Genomic DNA, 19,524 nt, shown 5'->3' on the forward strand with positions numbered 1-19,524 from the left:
CACAATCGACCTTTCCCCGTGAAAACGGCTAACCCATCACTTGGCAGCAGTCGTCATCGTCAGCCTTGGCGGCGGGCGGCCGAGGGGCATCGTCGCCGATGCGTCCGCGGGCTTCGGCGACCACGTCGGCGACTTTCAGCCGGGCCGACTCCGCTGCTACCTCTGCGCTCCGAGTTCCGCGCAGTCCCCACTCCGTCACGGTCACCGCTGCCCGGTGAACCGGCGCCGTGCCCACCGCCTTGCGCAGCACCTCGTAGGCGCTCACCCCGACCAGCCCGGTGAACACTGTCCCGGCTGCTTTGGCCACGAACCCATGTATAGCCACTGCTTATCCCTTCTGTTCTGCCAACTCACTACGATTGAGCGACCGCGATCTTCAAGGTCACCGGATCGCTGCCACTGATGGTCATCGACCAACGGTGGCCTCGGCTGCGCCCGATGCGGCGTCCTCGCCGACACAGGGCTGGTCGGTATCCACCGCCAAAACAACCTGGACCAGCTCGCCCAGAGCACGGGCGAGGTGAGGGTCGGCCAGCGCGTAGCGAACCTGCCGGCCCTCATAGGTCGCGATGACCAGCCCGCAGCCCCGCAAACACGACAAATGATTGGACACATTCGACCGTGTCAACCCCAGCTGCGCAGCCAACTGGCCCGGGTAGCACACCCCATCGAGCAGTGCCACCAGAATCCGACACCGCGTCGGATCCGCCAGCGCTCGGCCCAGCCGAGCCAGCGCCGATTCCCGCGTCTCACACGTCAGCATGCACCAAACAGTACAGCCGATACTGATATGTCAGCAAGGGCTGAATTGTGCCATGGCTCCACACGCCGCCGTCAGCCCTGACGCCGCCCAGCTGGCCCAGCCGGGCACGGTGATCGCGGGGATTGACCTGGTCGTGGTTTCCACGCGTCGAAGTGGTGTGCGCGGCGGGTGGCGCTGAGTTGTTGATCGTGGATCCACTGTTCGATGGGGCGGGTTTGGTCGCGGTGCTGGGGAAACCGGGCGCTGACGTTGACGTAGACCGCATCGACGGCGCGGGCACGGGCGGGTGTGGCTGGCGCGGTGCCCCAGATCCGGCGATGAGCGCCGGCCAGGATGGCGGCCAAGGCGATCAGGTCCGGGTAGGCGCCGATGTGCGTGTCGGCGTCGGCGCGGGCAGGCGGCAGCGTAAACGGGCTGGTGCTGCGTGCCCAGCAGCGGTGAATCCGCGCGGCATCCCTGACCGCGAAGCGCGCAGCGTCGCCGTGACACCGATCCAGTCGGGCATGGCGCTGCGCTGCGGCGATCACCGCGGGGGCGCAGCGCAGATCGCGTTGATCGTCGAGGGTGGAGGTGCCTGCACCGATCCATCGGCGGTGGCGGCAGCAGACGGTCGCGTAGTCGGGCAACCAGCAGTAGACCGGCTCATAGACACCGCGGCGTGCCATGCACAGGCGGCATGCGGGCCGGGCGTGGCGGCGTTGGCGGGTGGTGTCGCGGTCGGGGGCGGCCAGCCCGATGAGCCGGGCGTGAAGGATGCCCACGGGCTGGCCGCTGGCGGTTGCCAACCAGTCCGGCCGGGGACGGCAGATCGCTGGACCGTCGGCCAGGTAGCGCCGCAGACCTCGGGGTTCTAGGTGGTTGGCGTGCGCGAGCCGATCAAGATAGGACTGCACCGTTTCGCCACGAAACGGTGTGACGGTGCGCGGTAGTGGCGCGGCAGGCCCCTGCGGCCACGCCGGTGGGGTTGATACGTCAGCTGGCATGGCGTTGCGCCGATGTTTGGGCTGCGTAGTCGATGAGCACCGTGTCCATCAGATCCCTGGTGAGGTTCTCGGTTTCGTCGAGCATGCTGCGGATCGCAGCCGAGCGGATCAGGTGCGCCAGGCTGCCGATCATTCCGCCGGTGCGTCGATGCAGGTATTTGGCTTCGGCGACCAGCGTTCCCGCGGTGTGATGGTGCAACCGCAGGGTGCCTTCCATCGCGGCCACCAGCGACTTCCATTCCCCGGCGTACGGGAACGGGCTGGTGTTGATCACACCGCAGCGCCCGGCGAGCTGGCGTCCGCGGGTGCCGGTGAACACACCGGAGCGCTCGACGTCGATGCCGGCGTAGACGAACGTGGCGGGCAGGTGTTCGGTGAAGTACTTCAGGTGATCGGACAGTTCCTCGCCGGCCCGGGTATCGAGGTTGAGGTTGTGGATCTCGTCGACGATCACGATGTCGGTTCGGGCGTCGATGAGGACCTGGCAGACAGCGTCGGCGATATCGGTGACATTCATCCGCGGTTGCATCGGCGGAAGGCCCAGGAATCGCGCGAACTCCATCGCGAGTTTGCGCGCCGAGCCTTTCGGGGGCGCGGTCACGTATACGATCGGGATCCGGGACTTGTCGGCGAATCGTGTCCTGATACGCAGTTCGTGGAATCGGCCGAGTTGTTTGACCGCGGTGGTCTTGCCGGTCGCGGCCGCCCCGGAAATGATCAGCCCGCGCCGGGCGCCGATCTCGCGTTGGTTGAGCAGGGTCAGCAGCCGGCCTTCGTTGGTGATGCGCTGGATCGCCGACGTGGTGACCACGACCAGTTCACTGTGATGCGCTACCCGGGCTTCGTTGTAGTTGGTCCGTTCGGTCTCCGACAGGGTGCTCCACTGCTCATCGGGTAACAGGGTGAACTCGGGTGGATCGGCATCGACGAAACGGCGCCAACCCTCGAGCGTGGTGGTGGGTTGGCGCCGGTCCTCGAGTTGGCTCACCGGGGCAAAAGTGTTCACAGCCGCCACGATTCAGCCTCCTTGCGTGCATCGAACACCGGTAGTGGAATGACTTGGGCGATCTCGATGTCGTCGGCGTCCTCGTCACCGCCTGGCGGCGGCTCCTCATCGCAGGGTTCTGCGGTATCCGGCGGGCGGGGCCAGGCCGGTGTCGCGGTGGCTCGCGTTCGACCCGCCACCCTGCGATCCTTGGATTCCTGTCGGGTGGGGGCGGGGCCTTGCGCGGCCCGGTCGAGCAGGTCATCGGCCGCGCGGGCGATCTCGGCTTCGGTGGCCTGATCGCATCCGCGCTGGGCCAGCACGGACCGCGCATGCTGCCATACCAATTCGCCGAACGGTACCGGGTGGCTGCGCAAATGCGTCCAGGTCGCGGCCAGCCAGCCCTCGTCGTGATGGTTGCGCACCCAGATCCGCGACACGTCGTAGGGGTCGTAGTGCACCTCCCACTGGCCCTTCTTGGATTCCACCCCCGAGTGCTGGCGGCGGTAGGGGTTGAGTGCCTTAGCGTCGTAGCTGCGGTTGTTGACCCGGATCCCGTAGGAATTGATGCGCCGCCAGCACGACGGCAGTAACTCGATGTAGTCCTCGGCCGACAGCGGCACCGGAACATACCCGGCGACCTCGACCAAGGCGGCGTACTTTTCGTTGGGCGTCAACGCCTTGCCCGGGGTGACGGGGTCACGCAGGCCGTCGTGGGGCCGGTTTTGCCATACCGCGACGATCCACTCATCCAGCAGGGCTTGCAGCTCCACGATCGACCACACTGCGTCCTGTTCGGCGTTCTTGCCGCGCCGCTCGACGCTGGAGCCGACATACCCGGCGACATGCTGGGCGAACAAGGTGGCCACCGACTGCAGGGTCCGCTCGATCTTGGGTTTGTCGGTCGGCGTATCCGGGTGGGCGGGCTGCAGATTGATCCCCAACGTGCAACACGCCTGCCGGAAGGTTTGCGACAGATACGCCTTCCCGTGGTCGCACACTACGGTCTCCGGGGCGATCACCGGCCGGGCGGCCGCATCGGCCAACCGTTGATCCACGCCGGTCAAACAGCGATACGGCAGCACCGACCGCGACATCCGCAGCGCATCGGACCACTCCGGCCGCATCGGTTCTGGCGTCAACGCTCGGGCCAGCAGCAGCGCCGCGTCGACCGCTTTGGTCGTGGGCCGCAACACCGCGGCCGGAATCGAGCAGGTCGCGTCGTCAACCATGCCGGTCAGCTCGACCCGGTCCACCGTGCCGTCATCGAGGACCACCCGCACATCCAGGGGGGTCGAATCGATCTCGACCACCTCGCCGGGGCGCGCCACCGTCAGCGCACCGAACGGGCCGTCGGGCTGTTTGGACAACGAACGCCGGGTGCGCGCGGACCCGAACGTGTGCCGGCCCTCCGACAGCCTCTTCACCAGACGATAGAACGTCCGCTGAGACGGCATCGCCGGTGCGTCCTGGGCACCGTATTGAGCCACCAGCGATTTGGTCACCCGTCGCTGCAGGCGGCTCACCGTCCCGGTCGACACGTCGGTCTCGTCATCGATGGCCTGCCGCACTGCGGCCACCAGCCGCTCGTCGACGCGGCCGAACATCGCCCGCCGGGGAATGTGCCGGCGATCCACAACCCCCAGCAGGCCGTCTCGTTCGTAGGCATAGCGTTGCCGCTGCAACGTGTACAAGCTGATCTCGTGGCCAGCCGAGCGCAGCTCGGCGAGCTTGGCCAATTCGCGCTGCCGCAACGAACGCGACGCCGGATCGAACTCCGGCCGCGGCCGGCTACCCGCCTCGGAATCAACCCGTCGACCCGTCAACACCTCGATCAAGTGCCGTTCCCACCAGCGGGCCCGCTCGGCGGCAGCCTCGGGCACCCCGGCCAACGCTTCTTCGGAACACAAAGCCGGTCGCGATCCTGACACCAACTCCAACGCCGGGTCGCCCAGCAGCCGAGACAGCGGTACCACCGACTGCCCGCCGACCGCATCGGTCAGCCTGGCTGAACTGCCCGAAAGTGTGACAACCGTGAATACGCCGTCGGATAACCGGATTTCATCGCCCTCGCGGATGACACCCGACCGCATACCCGTCATCGTGACAACGCGGGCCCGACGATCGACTCCTCGGTCAAGACAGCCGCGGAAAGATCCACGCCCAGTCGCCGGTGCCACAACAGGTGAAACAGCACCGGCAACACCATGATCGCTTCACCGACCGGTCTCACCCCGGTCATCAGCGGCCGCGCCGAGTCGAACACCGCCTCCAACGCTGCGGCGACCGCCGGGCGGTACACCCGTGGATGCCGATACCCAGACAACCAGCGCAAATTCGCCGTCACGACCGGATCCGCAACGCCCGCTCGCCGATAGGCCCATCCCAGGGAACGGCACGCCTGCTCGGACCGGTCGAACAACTCAGCATCAGCATCCGATATTCGGTCATCGGCCCGCACGTCAAGAACCGTCGCCGTTCCGTCGGACAACCGCACGAAGTAATCAGGCACGTGGTGCCTGCCGTCACCCCAATGGAGCCGGAACGGCTGCGACGCAACACCAACCACCGCGGGATCGGCGTCCAGCGCGATCAAATGGTCACGCTCCGACCACGACTCGTACCCAACGTGCTCACGAGTCGTCGAAAACCACCACAGGCCTGGATAATTGCCCTGCCCGCGAAACGCTGGGAAACCACGCACGGGTGAGCAGTCCAACTCAAAGGCCACTGCGGCACACTCCGCCAGCGGCAAGCGCGAAGAACCCCCGGAGGAGTTGAATTCCACCTCAACGCCACCGTTGACCTGCGGCCATAGCGCCGCCGGCGCCACACTCACCTAAACAACGCTACCGGCGGTACCTCGGATAGATTGGCAAAGACACGCCGATACCGCAGATACGGTGGCAATACATCACATCGGATGTCAACGGACAGCGGGCGCGCCTATCCCCCGCTGTGCCGGTCCGTGGCTGGACGCCTCACTGTGGCCTGTTTTGTGCCTGGTTTCATCAGTTGATCAACCAGCGCGGCGGGGGCATGGAAATGCAGTTTGGTGCATCCCACCGGTTTGCGTAGTCGCGCTTCATGGCAGGCTTGGCGCTGCTCGTCACGCTAGGTTTCGTCACGTGACGCCACATGCCTGTGTGGCCCGCACGTGATCAGCTAGGCGCTGACTAGCGAGCTCTCGTCGTCGAGGTCGTCATCCCCGTCAGCAGCGGCACCACGCCGGCTGCGTCGAGCAGCGGGCCACAGAGGCTCGTAGAGCCGCAGGGCCTGCTCCACGAGCGCAGACCGCGACGGTGCCTGCCACTCCTCGATCAGGTTCTCGAGGATCGCGGCATCGGCGGGGTTGAGGCCGGTGAGGGGAACACGGCCGGGCGGTTCAGAGTGCCGGCGGCGACGCACCGGGGCCGCGGGCTGGCGGGAGAACAGCCCTCCCCCAGCCGCTGCGGCCTCCGGCTGCTTCCAGAAGGTCGACAACTCCTCCTGGCTGTGCTCGATGGCGTCGAGCACGACCTCGGCGTACTTCCGGGCTGTGATGGGGTCGCGGGCCTTCTCGCGGCTGGTGAACCTCCGGAGTGCCTTGTAGACCTCGGGGGCGACTTCGGCGGTCGGGGTGCTGCCGGTGGCGCGCCGGCGGCGTGGGCGCTGCACTCCCCCGGTGGTTGCTGCGGGCGCCACAGGCGCCGACGGTGCCGCCTCAGTCGGGGTGGACGGCGTGGGGGCGGCTTCAGCCGGCTTGTTTGCGGCGGCCGGCTTGGCCGCGGCGGTTGGGACGGGGATCTTCGGCAGGAGGTCGTCGAGATCACCGTCGAGCTGTGAGCTGAAGACGCCCTTCATCTTGCTGGCCATGATGTGTCACTCCCTCTTTCAGCTCGCGTTGGCAGCAAGCGTGGCTTGGACGCGGAGCAGGATCTCCCGCGTCAGGTTCTGGTAGTCGTTCGCGACGGCGATCGGGTCGGCGGCGTGCAGTCGCGGAATGTCCTCGCTGCGGCCTTCCCGGAGGGCCTCCAGAAGCTCGGATTTGTCCTTGTCGGCTTGCGCGACAAGTTCCTCGGCTGCCATGTGTCGGTGTCGTTCGGCCAGGGCTGGGCCGGGTGCGTGGCGGATCGCGGCGGTAAAGGGTTCGACGTCGGACCCGTCGAGCATCTCGCTGATCTGCTTGGTGATCACGCTGTTGCGGGCCGTCGCCCGCGGGTTGACCTGGAAAAGCGCGACGCCGAGCAGGGAGATCTGGGAGCCGCGGGACTTAGCGCGAGCGTACGAGGTGGCGAGGCGCTGCACGCCCTTGATGGATGCCATGTCCTCCCGGGTCGGGACGACCAGGTAGGTGCAAACCTGCAGTAGCGCTAGGAGCAGCATGATGTTGCCGTGGCCGGAGTCGACGATCACGATGTCGTAGCGCTCGCGTTCGCACAGGTCCTGCAGGGCGAGGCGGAGGTTCTCGGCGACGTCGATGCCGGCGTCGGCGGTCAAGTCCTCCTGGGATGACACCAGGGCCAGGCTGGCGCCCCCCATGACGATGTCGAGATTAGGGCGCGCGTTGCGGTAAGGCTCGAGTTTCGCGCCGTATTGCAGCGCTGAGGCGAGGTTTCGACCCTTGTCCCAGGCATCTTCGGGGACGCCGACGTTCTCGACGCTGAGATCGCCTTGCTGGTCAGCGTCGACGAGCAGGACGCGACGGCCACGGCGGGCAATGGAGATCCCCACGTTGGCCACTATCGAGGACTTTCCGACGCCACCCTTCTGGCTGCCGATGAGGATCGTGGGGGGCAGAAGCGACTCTGTCATGTCGGCAATCGTAACGGCCGCAACCCTTTGTCTCGGGCCTTGTCATCGGCGTGTCGCGTGGTTTGTCCTCGCGCTGTGTATGCCGCGTGGCGTCGTGTGTGCCATTCCGGCTGACGTCGCGTCTGCTACCGCGGCTGCTCGTGCGGCGCGTCCTACCCGGTGCCTTACGTGTTCCCTCCCCCGTCTCCTGCCGCTACCCATGCCTGCTGGCGCGCCGCGTGGCCTCTTGCATGGCCGTGTTTGTTGCCCTGCGGTTGGCGCGCCTCGTGCCACCTCGTTATCCCCCACCCCTGTCGTCCCGTGCGTTCGTCCGCTTGTAGTCGTGGCGTGCCACCCGGTGTGCTTTCCGTCTGGCCATGCGGGGTCACCTGCGGCGTCCCGACCGCCTGCCGTGCTGCTGTGCCTCGCGTACTTGCTCGCGGCTGCTGTCGCCTGTTTGCTGCCGTCCTGCCTACCGCGCTGCCATGCGTGTGCGCTCGCACTCCTTCTGTCGCTGCGCCTGTAGTGTTGTCATGCGCTTGTCCATGCGCTTGGTCATGCGCTTGGCGTAGCCCGTCACCTGGGGTGTTTGCAATAGCGGGTCTTTGCGTTTGGCGTACCGCGTTCTCATGCGCGATACATGGCCCCTGCGGCATGGTCGCGCCATGTGTATTGACTCGGGTGTTCCGTGAGGCTTTGCCGGACGTCTTGGTTAGCCCTGTTCGCGCCGCTTGTAGTTCCGCAGGGGCAGGCGCGTTACCCAGCTGGTGGCCACTGGTCTGGTCCGCCGTGGGCCCTTCCCAGTGGTCCGCCGGTTGCCGCATGTCGTTACCCCTGGTCTATAGGCCTTTACCAGCACTTTCTCGACTTCCAGGGTAGGGGATAGTGGATAGCTGTGGGCACCGCTGCGGTGACCCGGCGTGGCGTGTCGCGTCGTGTACTCACTGGGTGGACTCTGCGATCCGCCGACGTGTCCGTGGTGCCAGGCAATCTGGACTGCGACCCCAAATTCGCCTCGCCGGCTCGCATCGCTGGTGACCCTGTCCCTGCCGCGATCTGGCCCTCTTTCAGTGCTTCCGTTTCTGGGTTTCCGATCTCTGGATTGGGGCGTCTTTATGGCCGAAGCGACGTAGCGGCACCGCCCCGGCATCAGCCCTTCGTCGTCCTCGACTGCCGCGCCTCATTGATGCAATTAGGCGCGCTTGAGATGCCGGGGCTCCGCCGCCCTGACCGCACTGTGCACGTTTGGTTCACCGGCTAGCCGCTCACGCATTAACCGTTTTCGGGGCACTCTCTGCGCGCGTTTGCGGGTCCACACCTGCCTGATAGGTGCCGCTGATTTCACGTCGAGTAGGCGCTTATCGACGCAACCGTGTTCAGGGGTTGGTGATCATCTACTGCGGAAGTTTCACTGTGGTACCGGCCCGAGTCGAGTGCCTTGATAGTGGCGGTATCGATTGGGTTACAGGGGTTGCTTTGCGCTCTGTTTGCTGTCCACACGGGGCATGGTGTGGGCGCTGATCGGGGTTGCCTGGCCGTGGTCAGCGTGTCTAGTGCGTTGGTCGGGATCTTTGGTCAGTGCACGGTTTCGGCTCCCGGGATGGCAGTCGCGGCGGATGAGTGCATCGGTACTGACTGCTGCTGACGTTGTGCCGCGCGGGTTGGCTTGGTGGCCAATCACGTTGGCGTAACGCTGACTTGACCTGTCCCGGCTTGCCTGACGCGGGCCCTCGGGTGCTGGCCGGGCGGGTGGGCTCTGCCGGCTCCCTCGGGTTCGTTTCTCGGTGGGGTAGGTGGCATCCCGTGGGCCGGTTTTAGATCTGGGGTCTTCGAGGGGGCCTGGCACGCTTCCGTCCCTTCTCGCGCGCTGACCTGGGCTTTTACCCGGCCGCCCGAAGCCTCGGTGACGGCCGACGTCGTTTTTGCGGCCTGTGTGGCTCTGTGACGCGTCGAGTGGCCTGCGCGGTGTCGTCTATCTAGCTGAGACTGTTTCGGAGCTTGGCGGCACGCCTGACGGGTTTCTGCAGGCCACAGTGGGTGCCACCGCCGTACGCGCCGCGCGGTCAGCCCCAGTTGCTGAGGCCAGGCAGGCGCAAGGTCGGGCGGGGTTGGAGTTTTCCGCTGACGAGGTTGTCGGCGAGTTGGCGGGACTCGTCTTCGCCGGGGGCCAGGGCGCACCAACCGGAGATGACCGTGTTGTTGGCGCTGACACCGTTCCATCGGCCGAAGAGGTAGTTCTCGTGGGTTGGCAGCCACAAGAAGACGCCTTGACGGGTTCGGGTCACGGGTACGGGTGGGCGGTACCAGCCGATGAGGACTTCGTTGTTCCACATCTGTAGTTCTCCGCGCCAGCCCGAGTCGAGCAGGATGCGATCGCCGGCTTGCAGGATGGCGACAGTGTGGGTGTCGATGCTGTTGGCGGGGCCTTGTGCGCCTTGCCAGCTGGCCCACCACTGGCCGTTGAGGTCGACGGGGCGGGGGACTGTGCCGGCTAGTTCCGGCAGTGGCATGTCAAGGGCGGTCGCGATAGCCGTGGCCGCGGCCAGGGTCAGTTCTTCGGTGCCGGATTCGTAGCGTTGGTACTGATCGATCTCGAGGCCGGCGGTGGTGGCGACGGTCAGTTGGGTGAGGCCGATGCGGCGCCGGCGGTTCTGGATCGCTTCGGCGACCGCGCTGGCGGGGGCGGCCGTGGTGGTTGTCGGTATGGCGTCCGTTTGGCCTGCCAGTTCTGAAAGTGGCAGGTCGAGGGCTTCAGCGAGGGCCCGCGCGGTGCTCAGTGAGGGTTCGCGTTCGCCTCGTTCGAAGCGCTGGTACTGGCGCAGCAGTAGTCCCGCTGCCTCGGAGACCTTGGCCTGGGTCAGGTCGAGTTCGAGGCGGCGGGCCCGGATGATCTCGGATCCTGCCCATCCGGTGGGGCTCATGTGAGTGCGTTAATGGTCGAGGTCCAGTCGTAAAGGCGCTCGTCGAGGCTGCGCACGGCGGGCGTGCCCTCCCAGGGGCGTAATTCGGTTCTGACGGCTTTGATGCGTGCCATTGCTGTGGCGTACCAGGTCAGTGCGAGTTCATCAAGGGCGCAGACCAACATGTAGCAGGCCTTCTCGGGTTCTTTGAGGACGGCGGCGGCGGCGCCGAGATCTGCGTAGGTGATGGCGCGTTGTTTGTGTGCGGTGGCCGGCAGCTCGGTCAGGACGCGTTCGAGGGTGAGGCGGGCCTCGTTGCTGTGGCCGGCGGCCAGTAGCGCGTTGCCTTTGAAGCCGTTGAGTTGAGCGGGGGAGAACCAGTCCAGCCAGTCCGGGGTTGGGGCTGTGGGGTCGAAGGTTTCCTCGGCTCGGCGGATGAGTTGTAGTGCGCGGGTGGTGTTTCCCAGCCTGGTTTCGACTTCAGCGTCTACCGCATCGATCCAGGCGCCCAGGACTACGGGTGTCTCTGCTCGTTTGGCGAATGCTCGGGCGGCGCGGACGTGGTCTCGGGCCTCGTCGGCGCGGTTGGGGTCGTCGGAGGCGGCGGGGCCGAGGGCCATGTGGCCGAGGACGGCGGCGCCAAGGGCGTCGTTGGTGGCCTCTTGGGCGCATTCGAGTGCCCAGATGAAGTGGGTGTGAGCCTCTTCGGGGTCGTGGCGGTCGAATAGGGCGATGCGTCCGGAGATGAGGCAGGCCTCGGCGACGGAGTCGGCCAGGGCGGTGCGCGTTGTGGGGGAGACGGCGTCGAGTATGTCGAGGCCGAGCTGGCTGTGGTTGTTGGCTGCGTGTTGCAGGGGGTTGACCGGCAGTACGCCGTAGAGGCGGCGGTAGCACGCAGTGAGCTGGGCGTAGTCGTCGGCGACGGAGTCCGGTAGGTCGTGGTGGATCCGGCGTGAGGCATTGAGGCGTAGTGGCCGGCGGGCCTTGACCGGGTTGTCGGGGTTGGTGGTCTTTCTGGGGGTGAAGCCGAGCTCGGTGAGGGGGCGACCGAATAGTTCTTCCAGGGCTTTGATGTGGGGGGAGTGCGGCCACGGCGGGTCGGTTGATTCCCAGCGGCTGACGGTTCGGGTGGTGACGGTGAGTTGGTAGCCGAGTTTTTCTGCTGTGGCGTTCAGTGCTTTGACGAAGGCTGTCTGCGAGCCGAGGCCGATACTTTCCCGGGCCGCGCGCAGTCGGACGTTGCCGTCGGCTGATGCGGTCATAACTTTGAGGATACCCGGGCAGGTTTGTCCGGTTGTGGCGTCTAGCAGGACATATATGCAGGTATTTGTCGGCGATTCGCCGACGATCAGTTGGGCTTTGTCTGGTGCCGTGCGCTTGATTACGTCCGCCGCGTAGACCGCAGTGGCGTCTACTTTGGCGCAATGCCCTTCAAATGGTTGACGGGGGACCGTCCAGTCGTTACTGTCAGCGTTCAGACGGACGTATTCGTGAACCTGGCCCCCCAAAGCCGCTGGGTTCCTGAACTTTCCGGGAGGTGAAAACCACCAGTCCCAGACCGGCCACGAAAGTTGGCAGGCGACCTGGACTGGGCCCGTGAAATCGACAGGCCCCCGGCGAAGGGGGGTTCACCGGGGGCCTGTACGAACCGCTTTCTCCGATCGAGTGCCACCTCGACCGGACTTCCCTAAGGAGGGAATCGTGTCTTTGCCAGACAAATCCGATCGTATCGCAACATCGCAGTCCAACACGGTAGGCAGGTCCACCAGCGCATCCAGGTCCAACGTCCACAAGCTGCCGACGGCCCAGACCGTACGCCCCAACGTCCTTCTGGTCGGCAACTGGATCGTCCTGCGTGATGTGCCCGAGAAGTTCGAGCACCTGCCCGGTCGAACGGCCACCGATCTCTTCGACACTCTGCGTGAACTCTCGGTCAACGTCCGCGACACGCTCGACGGCGGCATCGCCCTCGACGTGCGGATCGCCCCGCAGACCGTCATTGAACTCATCGACACCTACCGGCTCACCGCGACGCCGCGTGTCTTGGCCGCCTTGGCTGAGAAGGCCCGCAACAGCTGGCAGGAACAAGCCCTGTGCCATCAGTCTGACCCCGAGATGTTCTTCCCTGAAAAGGGTGGTGCCACCAGCGCAGCCAAGCGGATCTGCCGGGCATGCCCGGTTCGCCAGGAATGCCTCAACCACGCCCTGGACAACGACGAGCGCTTCGGTATCTGGGGCGGGCTCTCGGAGCGGGAACGTCGCAAGCTCCGGCCGGGCCACACCGTCGACGCCGCCCCGGCGCAGCTGCCTGTGAGGCGAGTCGGATGAGCGCCCCCACCGTCGAGCCGCCCGTTCAGCCGGCCGGCGAACAGCACTACAGCGATCTGGTCCAGATCCTGGCCGGGGCCGCGATCATCGCAACGAACTTCTGGGACCGTGAGGACTTCGACATCTACGAATGTGTGAAGCGCTCCTGGTCGGTGCGCGGACGGGCCGTGGCCTTTGCCACCGTGGTCCGCGCGACCCGGAAGGTCCTGCCTGGGGGAGACCTCTACGCCTATAACGACGCCCCTGGCCGCACTGCGAAGGAGATCTCGGCGGTGTTCGCCCGAGCCACAGCGCGCGAGCTGGGTGAGTCGCAGCAGCTGCCGCGCGCCATGAGTGCGTCGTTCACCGGGGGAGGGGACCGGTGAACGGCTCAGGTACGGGACGCCGCCGGATGGGGGAGTCTTCGGCGGCGATCCCGTGCCCCCAACCTCGATCGATTGCTTCGGCCGCATCCCGGCTCGGGGCGCCTGACAGCCATGTGCGCGGGTCCCGTGTCGACGGGACCCAGATGCGTGAGCACCTGTTGGCGGCACTTGCCGCCGATGGCGCGGTGCTGAGCACCAACGCGCTGGCGCAGTTGGCTCCGTGGCATGTCCACAGCGTTCGTTCCGGCTGCGCGTCTTGCCATCCCGAGGGGCAGGCCACACCGTGGAACGTCCTGGAGTGCCACGGCAGTTGGCACGTCATCGAGCGGCCCCGTACTGGCCACGACATCCACCCGCACCTGCAGCGCCTGGTTGCGGACGGGCTAGTTGAGCGATCTCGCCCGGCCGGGGATCGCAGGGTGTACTGGGCCGCCACTGTGGGCGCCGGCGCCGGTGGGCCATCTGGCGGCGTCTTGCTGAAGCGGGTGGCGTCATGACCGGGCGTGTCGTTCGGCGAGCTGAGTCTGTCGGGGGTGCCTTCTACGATCAGGGCGCGCGGGCGGTGACCAGGGGGGTTGCGGACCCGGTGCGCCGGGCTTGCCACGGCTCGGCTGCGAGTCGCGGGGGGGTCGACATGTTCGCTTTTGTTTGGCGGTTGCGTTCTGTGCCTGCAGCTTTGGTCTGCGGTGTGTCCGTTCGGCAGGTGTGCGGTGTTTAGCGGGTTCGGCGCCGGTGTCGATTTGGATGCTGCCGCGGTCTCCGACGGGCAACGGTGTTCGTGCTGCGCGCATCTCAGTGTCGACGGTGCCGTGTTGTGCATGCGGTGTGCGACGGCCTATCCCGATCTGGTCTGGGACGTGGCATGAGCGGCGTCGGGATTTTCGTGGAGCTGGCCTTGCCGGGCCGGGTCGTGGTGCGCATGAGTCGTGGGGGTAGCGGCTTCGCTGGGCGCGGTGTGTTTGTTGGTCGTCGAGGGGGCGCTGATCGGGGCGCCTACGTCGCGGGGGGGAGTTGTCCCGCACTGTCCGGCCGCTACGACGGAGCCCCTGCACGGGCCCGTCACGAGGGGTGCGGCCGGGCAGTGCGGGATAGCTCGGCGGTTCATTTGTGTGCGGTGCGTGAGCCATGACTGCCTCCTTGCACCTGCCCCTCCTTCTGCATAGGCATCGCGGGACGCTGTCGGCTGTTCTGAGTGGGGATCGCCGGTACCGCTACCGGTTGGGTCGTCGGTGGGATTGCGAGCTGCCCACGCTCGGTGTGGTGATGCTCAATCCGTCGACTGCCGACGAGCACGGTGACGATGCCACGATCCGTCGTGTGGTCGGCTTCGCGCGGCAAAATGGTTATGGCGGTATCGATGTCGGCAATCTTTATGGGCTGCGATCACGTGATCCGAAGGAGTTGTGGCGGCACGCCGATCCGGTCGGTCCGGACAACGATGCGCACCTGGAGCAGTTGAGCAGGTCACATGATCTGGTGCTGTTGGCCTGGGGTGCCAGTGCTCGGCAGGACCGGGCTGCTCACGTCATGCAGTTGTTGCGGCGAAGTTCTCGCAAGCACGGTGGAGCAGTGGCCGTTCTGGGGTGGACTCAGGGCGGGCAGCCGCGGCATCCGCTGTTCGTTCCGAATCACACCATGCTGGAGTGCTTGACGTTTACCTCCAGTGGTGATCTTCACCAGGACGAGGATCCGCGGTGGTCGCGACTGATGGCGGTGGCAGCGTGAACGAGGATGTCGCTGGCGCGGTGTATGCGCGTGATCAGATGCTGCAGATCGCTGGCGCGGATGATCTGGACTCGGACGTGAAGCTGTTTTCCTTGTGCCTGTTGGCGTTCTTGGCTGGTCAGCGCCGGGACGGTCACGACCGCGGGGATTGGGCCGCTGCGGTGGGGGAGATGTTGTCTCGTCATGGGGTTGATCGCTCGGCTCGTGACTCTGTGAGCTTGTGTCGCAGCATCATTGCCAAGGACATCCCTCACTACGAGGTTCCAGCCCTGGGGGCCGAGCGACTTCGTTGCCCAGTGCCGAGGGGGTCTGGCCGGCGTGCTGGTGATCCGTGCGGTAAGGCGACGGTCGGTGCGCACTTCATCGACTACGACCCGGTGACTGGTGAGGGGACATGGCTTGCCTACTGTCGCGGCCATTCCGATCCTGCTCGACATGAGCAGCGGCGGCTTCGTTACCGGGCATGGGTGGACAACGGTCGCCCCAGTCCGCCGCCGAACACCGGCGGGCTGCTGCCTCGGTACTTCCAGGCTGACTGGACCGCTCTTTATCGGTGGGCTGACCCTGATCGCAGGCCGGCGCCGCAGTGGTGTCCTCCTGGCCCGCCACGGCCTCACCTGACCGTGATTCCCGGTGGCCTGGCGCGTAGTGCGCCGTGCGTGGGAACGCATCTTGGTGGGGCAACAGGCCGGGTGCGGCGGCGCTCGGTGGGTCGTGGCCGGGGCGGCGTCCCGGTGCCGCGGCTCGTTTCCGCGCCGGACAGTACGGCGTTTTGACTATCCATGTGTGACAACAGAATTCACGTTACTGACGAGGGGAGGGGATGCCCGCCGAATCGTGTGGTTCGCCGCGGCTAGATGGCGGGCCCATAACTAGATAGCGGGGCAATGAGACAGGGATGGTCCCCCCGTGTGGGGGGGAGTCAGCAAATCTCCTTGCGACACCGGAGCGAGCACTCCGGCCCATGAGATGGAACTTGAACTTCCGATCTCAGCGCCCCTTCCTTAACTGAAGGGACTTCCACCGTGCAGGGTAGGCAGTTCCAGGGTAGCTCATACCCTGAAACAAGTTCAAGCACTCAATGCAGTGCACCCCACCGTGTTTTCGTGTCTGCGCACGATCACGGTTTGCCGTCCGCGCTACCGTCGCGTCAGCAAACCGCACATGCGCTTGGTCATGTGCTTGGTCATGCGCTTAGCTCTGGGCGCGGGCGCCTCTCGCCGAGCATCACCCGTCCCGGCGGGCGGTGAGCCATGCCTACCGCAACGCTGTTCGACACCCCCACTGATCGCCACCGGCCAGCCCGACGCGGGCCACGCACTGCGATCGCCGGCGCTCGTCCACGAGTGCGCTTCGCTGACGCCTCACGGGTGCGTCAGCGCGTCGAAAGCCACGCCGAGTCACTGAGTCTGCAGGGGGCTCCCCAACACGTTCTGGGGGCCGTTCTGCGGCTGCTGTGCGGCTGGTCGCGGATCGCTGACGACACCGTACGGCTCTCCCAGATCGTCGAGGAGGTCGTCAGCGCCGGCGGCCGCCGCTACGACCTGAAAACCGTTGGGCGCGCATTGAGTCGGCTCGTCGAAGCCGGACTCATCACCTACATGCCCGCGTGCGGCCGCGGAGCTCGCGCCAGCATCGCCATCGACGGCCAGTTCACCGCCGACATCGAGGTCCTCAAGCGCGGCAGCGATGGGCGCGTCGTCGCCGAATCCGTCACCTTTTCTGGACCCGATACCTCTTATAGGCCAAACAACTACCTCCCTACCCTCCTACGCAGACCCGGCAGCGACGACCGCCAGCGACCGACTGAGGTCGATGTTCATCCCGCCGAGGTGAAACTGATCCTGGACCGCCTGCCCGCAGTCTTCGCCGAGCTGCCGACCCGGTTGCGCTGGAAGCTGGGCAGGGAGATCCGCACACGCCTAGCGGCTGGGTTCGAGCCGGAGCAGATTCTGGCCGTCCTGGCCGCACCGTTACCTGCCGAGGTGCAACGGCCATGGAGGTTGGCGCTGTGGCGTCTGCGCACCAACATGCCCGGATCAGGTCCACGTTTAGCCCCGCTGCAGCGGCAGTGGGATCAGCAGGAGATCTCCACCGCCCGCACGGCTGCCTGCGATGCCACCGATCGCTGGTACGGCGAGGTCACCGGCACAACGACGGCCCCGATGCGGGCACGGCTCCTGGCTGCCCTGAAGGCGCGCCTTCGTACGGACGTCAGCGATGAGCGCCACGCGCTGGCCCACGTTGGCCGGATGGCCTCCCGGGAGTTCCCCGGCACAGACCTGGCCGGCTCATTGCGGCGCTGGCTGGACCGCTGGACCCCGACGGCCACCGAAGCCGAGCCCGAGGTTGGTGGGCACCACGACGGCGCCCAGCACGACTCGACCTGCGTGTCGTGCCTGGAGAACCCAGGTGTGGTGCGTGACGAGCTGCCACTGAAGTCGGTGGTGTGCGAGCACTGCTGGGCCGCGCTGGCTGCCCCTGAGCTCGTGCTGGGCAGCAACGACGGTGAGGAGCAGTAGATGACTGCGATCCACGAACGCAACCGCCCCGCGCCCGAATCAGACGCCGGCGACGCTACGCTGCGCCAGCCGCCCCAGGATCTGCACGCCGAGCAGTCGGTGCTCGGGGGGATGCTACTGAGCAAGGACGCCATCGCTGACGTGCTGGAGCGGCTGCGGCCTGATGACTTCTACCGCCCGGTCCACCAGAACATCTTCGATGCCATCCTGGACCTTTACGGTCGCGGTGAGCCTGCTGACGCGGTCACGGTGGCCGCTGAGCTCGATCGTCGCAACCTGCTGCGCCGGGTAGGTGGTGCCCCGTACCTACACACTCTGATCTCGATAGTGCCGACGGCGGCCAACGCCGGCTACTACGCGGGGATCGTCGCGGAGAAGGCGATCTTGCGGCGGCTGGTCCAGGCAGGCACCCGCGTGGTGCAGTACGGGTATGCCGGCGCTGAAGGCGCCGAGGTCGCCGACGTTGTCGACCGCGCCCAAGCCGAAATCTATGACGTGACAAACCATGTCAACTCCGAAGACACCGTGGCGCTATATGACCTGCTGCAGCCGACTATGGACGAAATCGACGCTATTGCCAGCGGGGGTGGACTGGCGCGCGGAGTGCCGACTGGTTTCACCGACATCGATCACATCACCAACGGGCTGCACCCGGGCCAAATGATCGTCGTGGCGGCCCGGCCTGGTGTGGGCAAGGCCTTGGCGCTCGAGACGCCCCTGCCTACACCGACCGGGTGGACCACGATGGGCGATGTACAGGTCGGCCAGGAACTCCTGGGCGCCGACGGCCGCCCCACTCGGGTGGTGGCCGTGACCGAGGTGATGGTCGGTCGTCCGTGCTTCGACGTCGAATTCCGCGACGGCACGACGATCACCGCTGACGCGCTACATCAATGGCCCACCACGCACGGAATTGTGCACACTGAGCAGCTGCGTGAGGGCGCCGTCATGGTGCAGGCCCGCGCTGTTGAGCTCGCCGCCGCAGCCGAGGTGCCCGAGGCGGGTGACGTCGCCCGCTGGATAACCGGCGCCGATACGCCGTCAATTCCCGAGGATGCTCTTCGCCGATATTTACGGGGATCGTTGGCGCAGCGGCGCGCGCTGGTGCGCGCTGTGGATGCTGAGCTACGGCGGCAGCTGGCGGGCTCTGGTCGCATCGGGGTGGGGGAGTGGCCACGGTGGCGCGACCAGACCTGTCGGGAAGCGTTTTTCGAGGTGCGGCGCACTCTGGGCTGGGTCCCTGGGGATGGTGGCGGTGCGGCCGGCGCGCGGGTGGGGCGGGCGCACGTAGTGGCAGGTGTGCGGCCGCGCCCGTCGGTGCCGGTGCGTTGCGTTCAGGTCGACAACTCTGATCACCTGTATCTGGCCGGGGTAGGGATGGTCCCGACCCACAACTCCACTCTGGGACTGGATTTCCTTCGGTCCTGTTCGATCCGGCACGGGCAGTCCAGCGTGATGTTCTCCTTGGAGATGAGCAAGTCCGAAATTGTGATGCGCCTGCTGTCAGCCGAGGCCAAGATCAAGTTGGCCGACCTTCGGTCCGGCCGGCTCTCCGATGAGAACTGGGCCGCGTTGGCCAGGTGCATGGGGCGGATCAGTGATGCGCCGTTGTATATCGATGATTCCCCGAACCTGACGATGATGGAGATCAGAGCCAAAGCGCGTCGGCTGGCGCAACGCCAGAACCTGAAACTCATCGTGATCGACTACCTGCAATTAATGACATCTGGCAAACGATTTGAATCTCGACAACAGGAAGTTTCCGAGCTTTCGCGAAATATCAAACTATTGGCAAAAGAATTAGAGGTTCCGGTGGTCGCGCTGAGTCAGCTGAACCGGGGCCCGGAGCAACGAACAGATAAGCGCCCCATACTATCTGACCTACGTGAGAGCGGAAGTATCGAACAAGATAGCGATATGGTGATGTTGCTACACCGCCCTGACCTTGTCGATTTCAACGACCCTCGAAGCGGCGAAATAGAAGTGCATCTAGCGAAACATCGCAATGGTCCGACACGTAAATTTAACCTTGCCGCGCAGCTACATTTCAGTCGCATAGTCGACATGGCCCCCGAGCATCAGCAGCATCATGTAGGTTCTCAATTTTGACTGTGCTTTCTCACGACTGACTGCACCAACACTGCACTTGTGCAGCGAACTTGAGAAACGTCGGACGGAAG

16 protein-coding genes are annotated in these 19,524 nt (G+C 65.9%); 6 read left to right on the forward strand and 10 right to left on the reverse strand.

Features of this window, described 5'->3' with window-relative positions:
- Positions 1 to 28 precede the first annotated feature (28 nt).
- From AWC16_RS19065 to AWC16_RS19110, 10 genes are all read right to left on the reverse strand, one after another.
- On the reverse strand, positions 29 to 325 hold the full coding sequence (locus AWC16_RS19065) for a DUF1490 family protein (RefSeq protein WP_033718759.1): 297 nt from the start codon (positions 323 to 325) through the stop codon (positions 29 to 31).
- Positions 326 to 406: 81 nt separating this feature from the next.
- Positions 407 to 763 (reverse strand): Cd(II)/Pb(II)-sensing metalloregulatory transcriptional regulator CmtR, encoded by a 357-nt coding sequence (gene cmtR, locus AWC16_RS19070; protein WP_007170255.1) that lies wholly within the window; start codon positions 761 to 763, stop codon positions 407 to 409.
- Between the two features lie 71 nt (positions 764 to 834).
- A complete protein-coding gene (locus AWC16_RS19075; protein ID WP_065018912.1) occupies positions 835 to 1,656 on the reverse strand; it encodes a hypothetical protein in 822 nt (273 codons plus the stop codon).
- Between the two features lie 79 nt (positions 1,657 to 1,735).
- Positions 1,736 to 2,761: a TniB family NTP-binding protein gene (locus tag AWC16_RS19080; protein ID WP_007172501.1), complete on the reverse strand. Its 1,026-nt coding sequence runs from the start codon at positions 2,759 to 2,761 to the stop codon at positions 1,736 to 1,738.
- Entirely contained in the window at positions 2,749 to 4,824 is a 2,076-nt protein-coding gene (locus AWC16_RS19085) for a Mu transposase C-terminal domain-containing protein (RefSeq protein WP_224860251.1), read from the reverse strand. The genes AWC16_RS19080 and AWC16_RS19085 overlap by 13 nt, the downstream gene beginning before the upstream one ends.
- A 5-nt stretch (positions 4,825 to 4,829) precedes the next feature.
- Positions 4,830 to 5,480: a TnsA-like heteromeric transposase endonuclease subunit gene (locus AWC16_RS19090; RefSeq protein ID WP_396879274.1), complete on the reverse strand. Its 651-nt coding sequence runs from the start codon at positions 5,478 to 5,480 to the stop codon at positions 4,830 to 4,832.
- A gap of 416 nt (positions 5,481 to 5,896) precedes the next feature.
- Entirely contained in the window at positions 5,897 to 6,586 is a 690-nt protein-coding gene (locus AWC16_RS19095; RefSeq protein WP_085266305.1) for a hypothetical protein, read from the reverse strand.
- An 18-nt stretch (positions 6,587 to 6,604) separates the two neighbouring features.
- Complete coding sequence (locus tag AWC16_RS19100; protein WP_085266306.1) at positions 6,605 to 7,525, reverse strand: ParA family protein; 921 nt, start codon at positions 7,523 to 7,525, stop codon at positions 6,605 to 6,607.
- 2,042 nt (positions 7,526 to 9,567) lie between these two features.
- Entirely contained in the window at positions 9,568 to 10,425 is an 858-nt protein-coding gene (locus tag AWC16_RS19105) for a helix-turn-helix domain-containing protein (protein ID WP_085266307.1), read from the reverse strand.
- Positions 10,422 to 11,666, reverse strand: a complete 1,245-nt coding sequence (locus tag AWC16_RS19110; protein ID WP_085266308.1) for a helix-turn-helix domain-containing protein — start codon at positions 11,664 to 11,666, stop codon at positions 10,422 to 10,424. Before AWC16_RS19110 ends, AWC16_RS19105 begins: the two co-directional genes overlap by 4 nt.
- Before the next feature lie 745 nt (positions 11,667 to 12,411).
- Between AWC16_RS19110 and AWC16_RS19115 the strand changes: the two genes are divergently transcribed.
- The 6 genes from AWC16_RS19115 (at position 12,412) to dnaB (ending at position 19,453) form a co-directional block, all read left to right on the forward strand.
- Complete coding sequence (locus AWC16_RS19115; protein ID WP_420094308.1) at positions 12,412 to 12,732, forward strand: WhiB family transcriptional regulator; 321 nt, start codon at positions 12,412 to 12,414, stop codon at positions 12,730 to 12,732.
- Entirely contained in the window at positions 12,729 to 13,097 is a 369-nt protein-coding gene (locus AWC16_RS19120; RefSeq protein WP_085266309.1) for a DUF6197 family protein, read from the forward strand. The genes AWC16_RS19115 and AWC16_RS19120 overlap by 4 nt, the downstream gene beginning before the upstream one ends.
- A gap of 143 nt (positions 13,098 to 13,240) precedes the next feature.
- Positions 13,241 to 13,594 (forward strand): hypothetical protein, encoded by a 354-nt coding sequence (locus tag AWC16_RS19125; RefSeq protein WP_133055993.1) that lies wholly within the window; start codon positions 13,241 to 13,243, stop codon positions 13,592 to 13,594.
- Between the two features lie 628 nt (positions 13,595 to 14,222).
- The gene (locus AWC16_RS19130; protein ID WP_085266311.1) at positions 14,223 to 14,822 is read left to right on the forward strand and encodes a DUF1643 domain-containing protein; all 600 of its coding nucleotides are present in this window, start codon (positions 14,223 to 14,225) and stop codon (positions 14,820 to 14,822) included.
- Between the two features lie 1,346 nt (positions 14,823 to 16,168).
- The gene (locus tag AWC16_RS19135) at positions 16,169 to 17,344 is read left to right on the forward strand and encodes a hypothetical protein (RefSeq protein ID WP_085266312.1); all 1,176 of its coding nucleotides are present in this window, start codon (positions 16,169 to 16,171) and stop codon (positions 17,342 to 17,344) included.
- Entirely contained in the window at positions 17,345 to 19,453 is a 2,109-nt protein-coding gene (gene dnaB, locus AWC16_RS19140) for a replicative DNA helicase (protein ID WP_085266313.1), read from the forward strand.
- Positions 19,454 to 19,524 lie beyond the last annotated feature (71 nt).

The sequence above is a fragment of the Mycolicibacter longobardus genome, assembly GCF_002102265.1.
In the GTDB taxonomy this organism is placed as follows: domain Bacteria; phylum Actinomycetota; class Actinomycetes; order Mycobacteriales; family Mycobacteriaceae; genus Mycobacterium; species Mycobacterium longobardum.

Coding starts and splice junctions, on each gene's coding strand:
- cmtR (WP_007170255.1), bottom strand. CDS start 763: ATGCTGACGTGTGAGACGCGGGAATCGGCGCTGGCTCGGCTGGGCCGA.
- AWC16_RS19095 (WP_085266305.1), bottom strand. CDS start 6,586: ATGGCCAGCAAGATGAAGGGCGTCTTCAGCTCACAGCTCGACGGTGAT.
- AWC16_RS19100 (WP_085266306.1), bottom strand. CDS start 7,525: ATGACAGAGTCGCTTCTGCCCCCCACGATCCTCATCGGCAGCCAGAAG.
- AWC16_RS19105 (WP_085266307.1), bottom strand. CDS start 10,425: ATGAGCCCCACCGGATGGGCAGGATCCGAGATCATCCGGGCCCGCCGC.
- AWC16_RS19120 (WP_085266309.1), top strand. CDS start 12,729: ATGAGCGCCCCCACCGTCGAGCCGCCCGTTCAGCCGGCCGGCGAACAG.
- AWC16_RS19085 (WP_224860251.1), bottom strand. CDS start 4,824: ATGCGGTCGGGTGTCATCCGCGAGGGCGATGAAATCCGGTTATCCGAC.
- AWC16_RS19125 (WP_133055993.1), top strand. CDS start 13,241: ATGCGTGAGCACCTGTTGGCGGCACTTGCCGCCGATGGCGCGGTGCTG.
- AWC16_RS19130 (WP_085266311.1), top strand. CDS start 14,223: ATGACTGCCTCCTTGCACCTGCCCCTCCTTCTGCATAGGCATCGCGGG.
- AWC16_RS19110 (WP_085266308.1), bottom strand. CDS start 11,666: ATGACCGCATCAGCCGACGGCAACGTCCGACTGCGCGCGGCCCGGGAA.
- dnaB (WP_085266313.1), top strand. CDS start 17,345: ATGACTGCGATCCACGAACGCAACCGCCCCGCGCCCGAATCAGACGCC.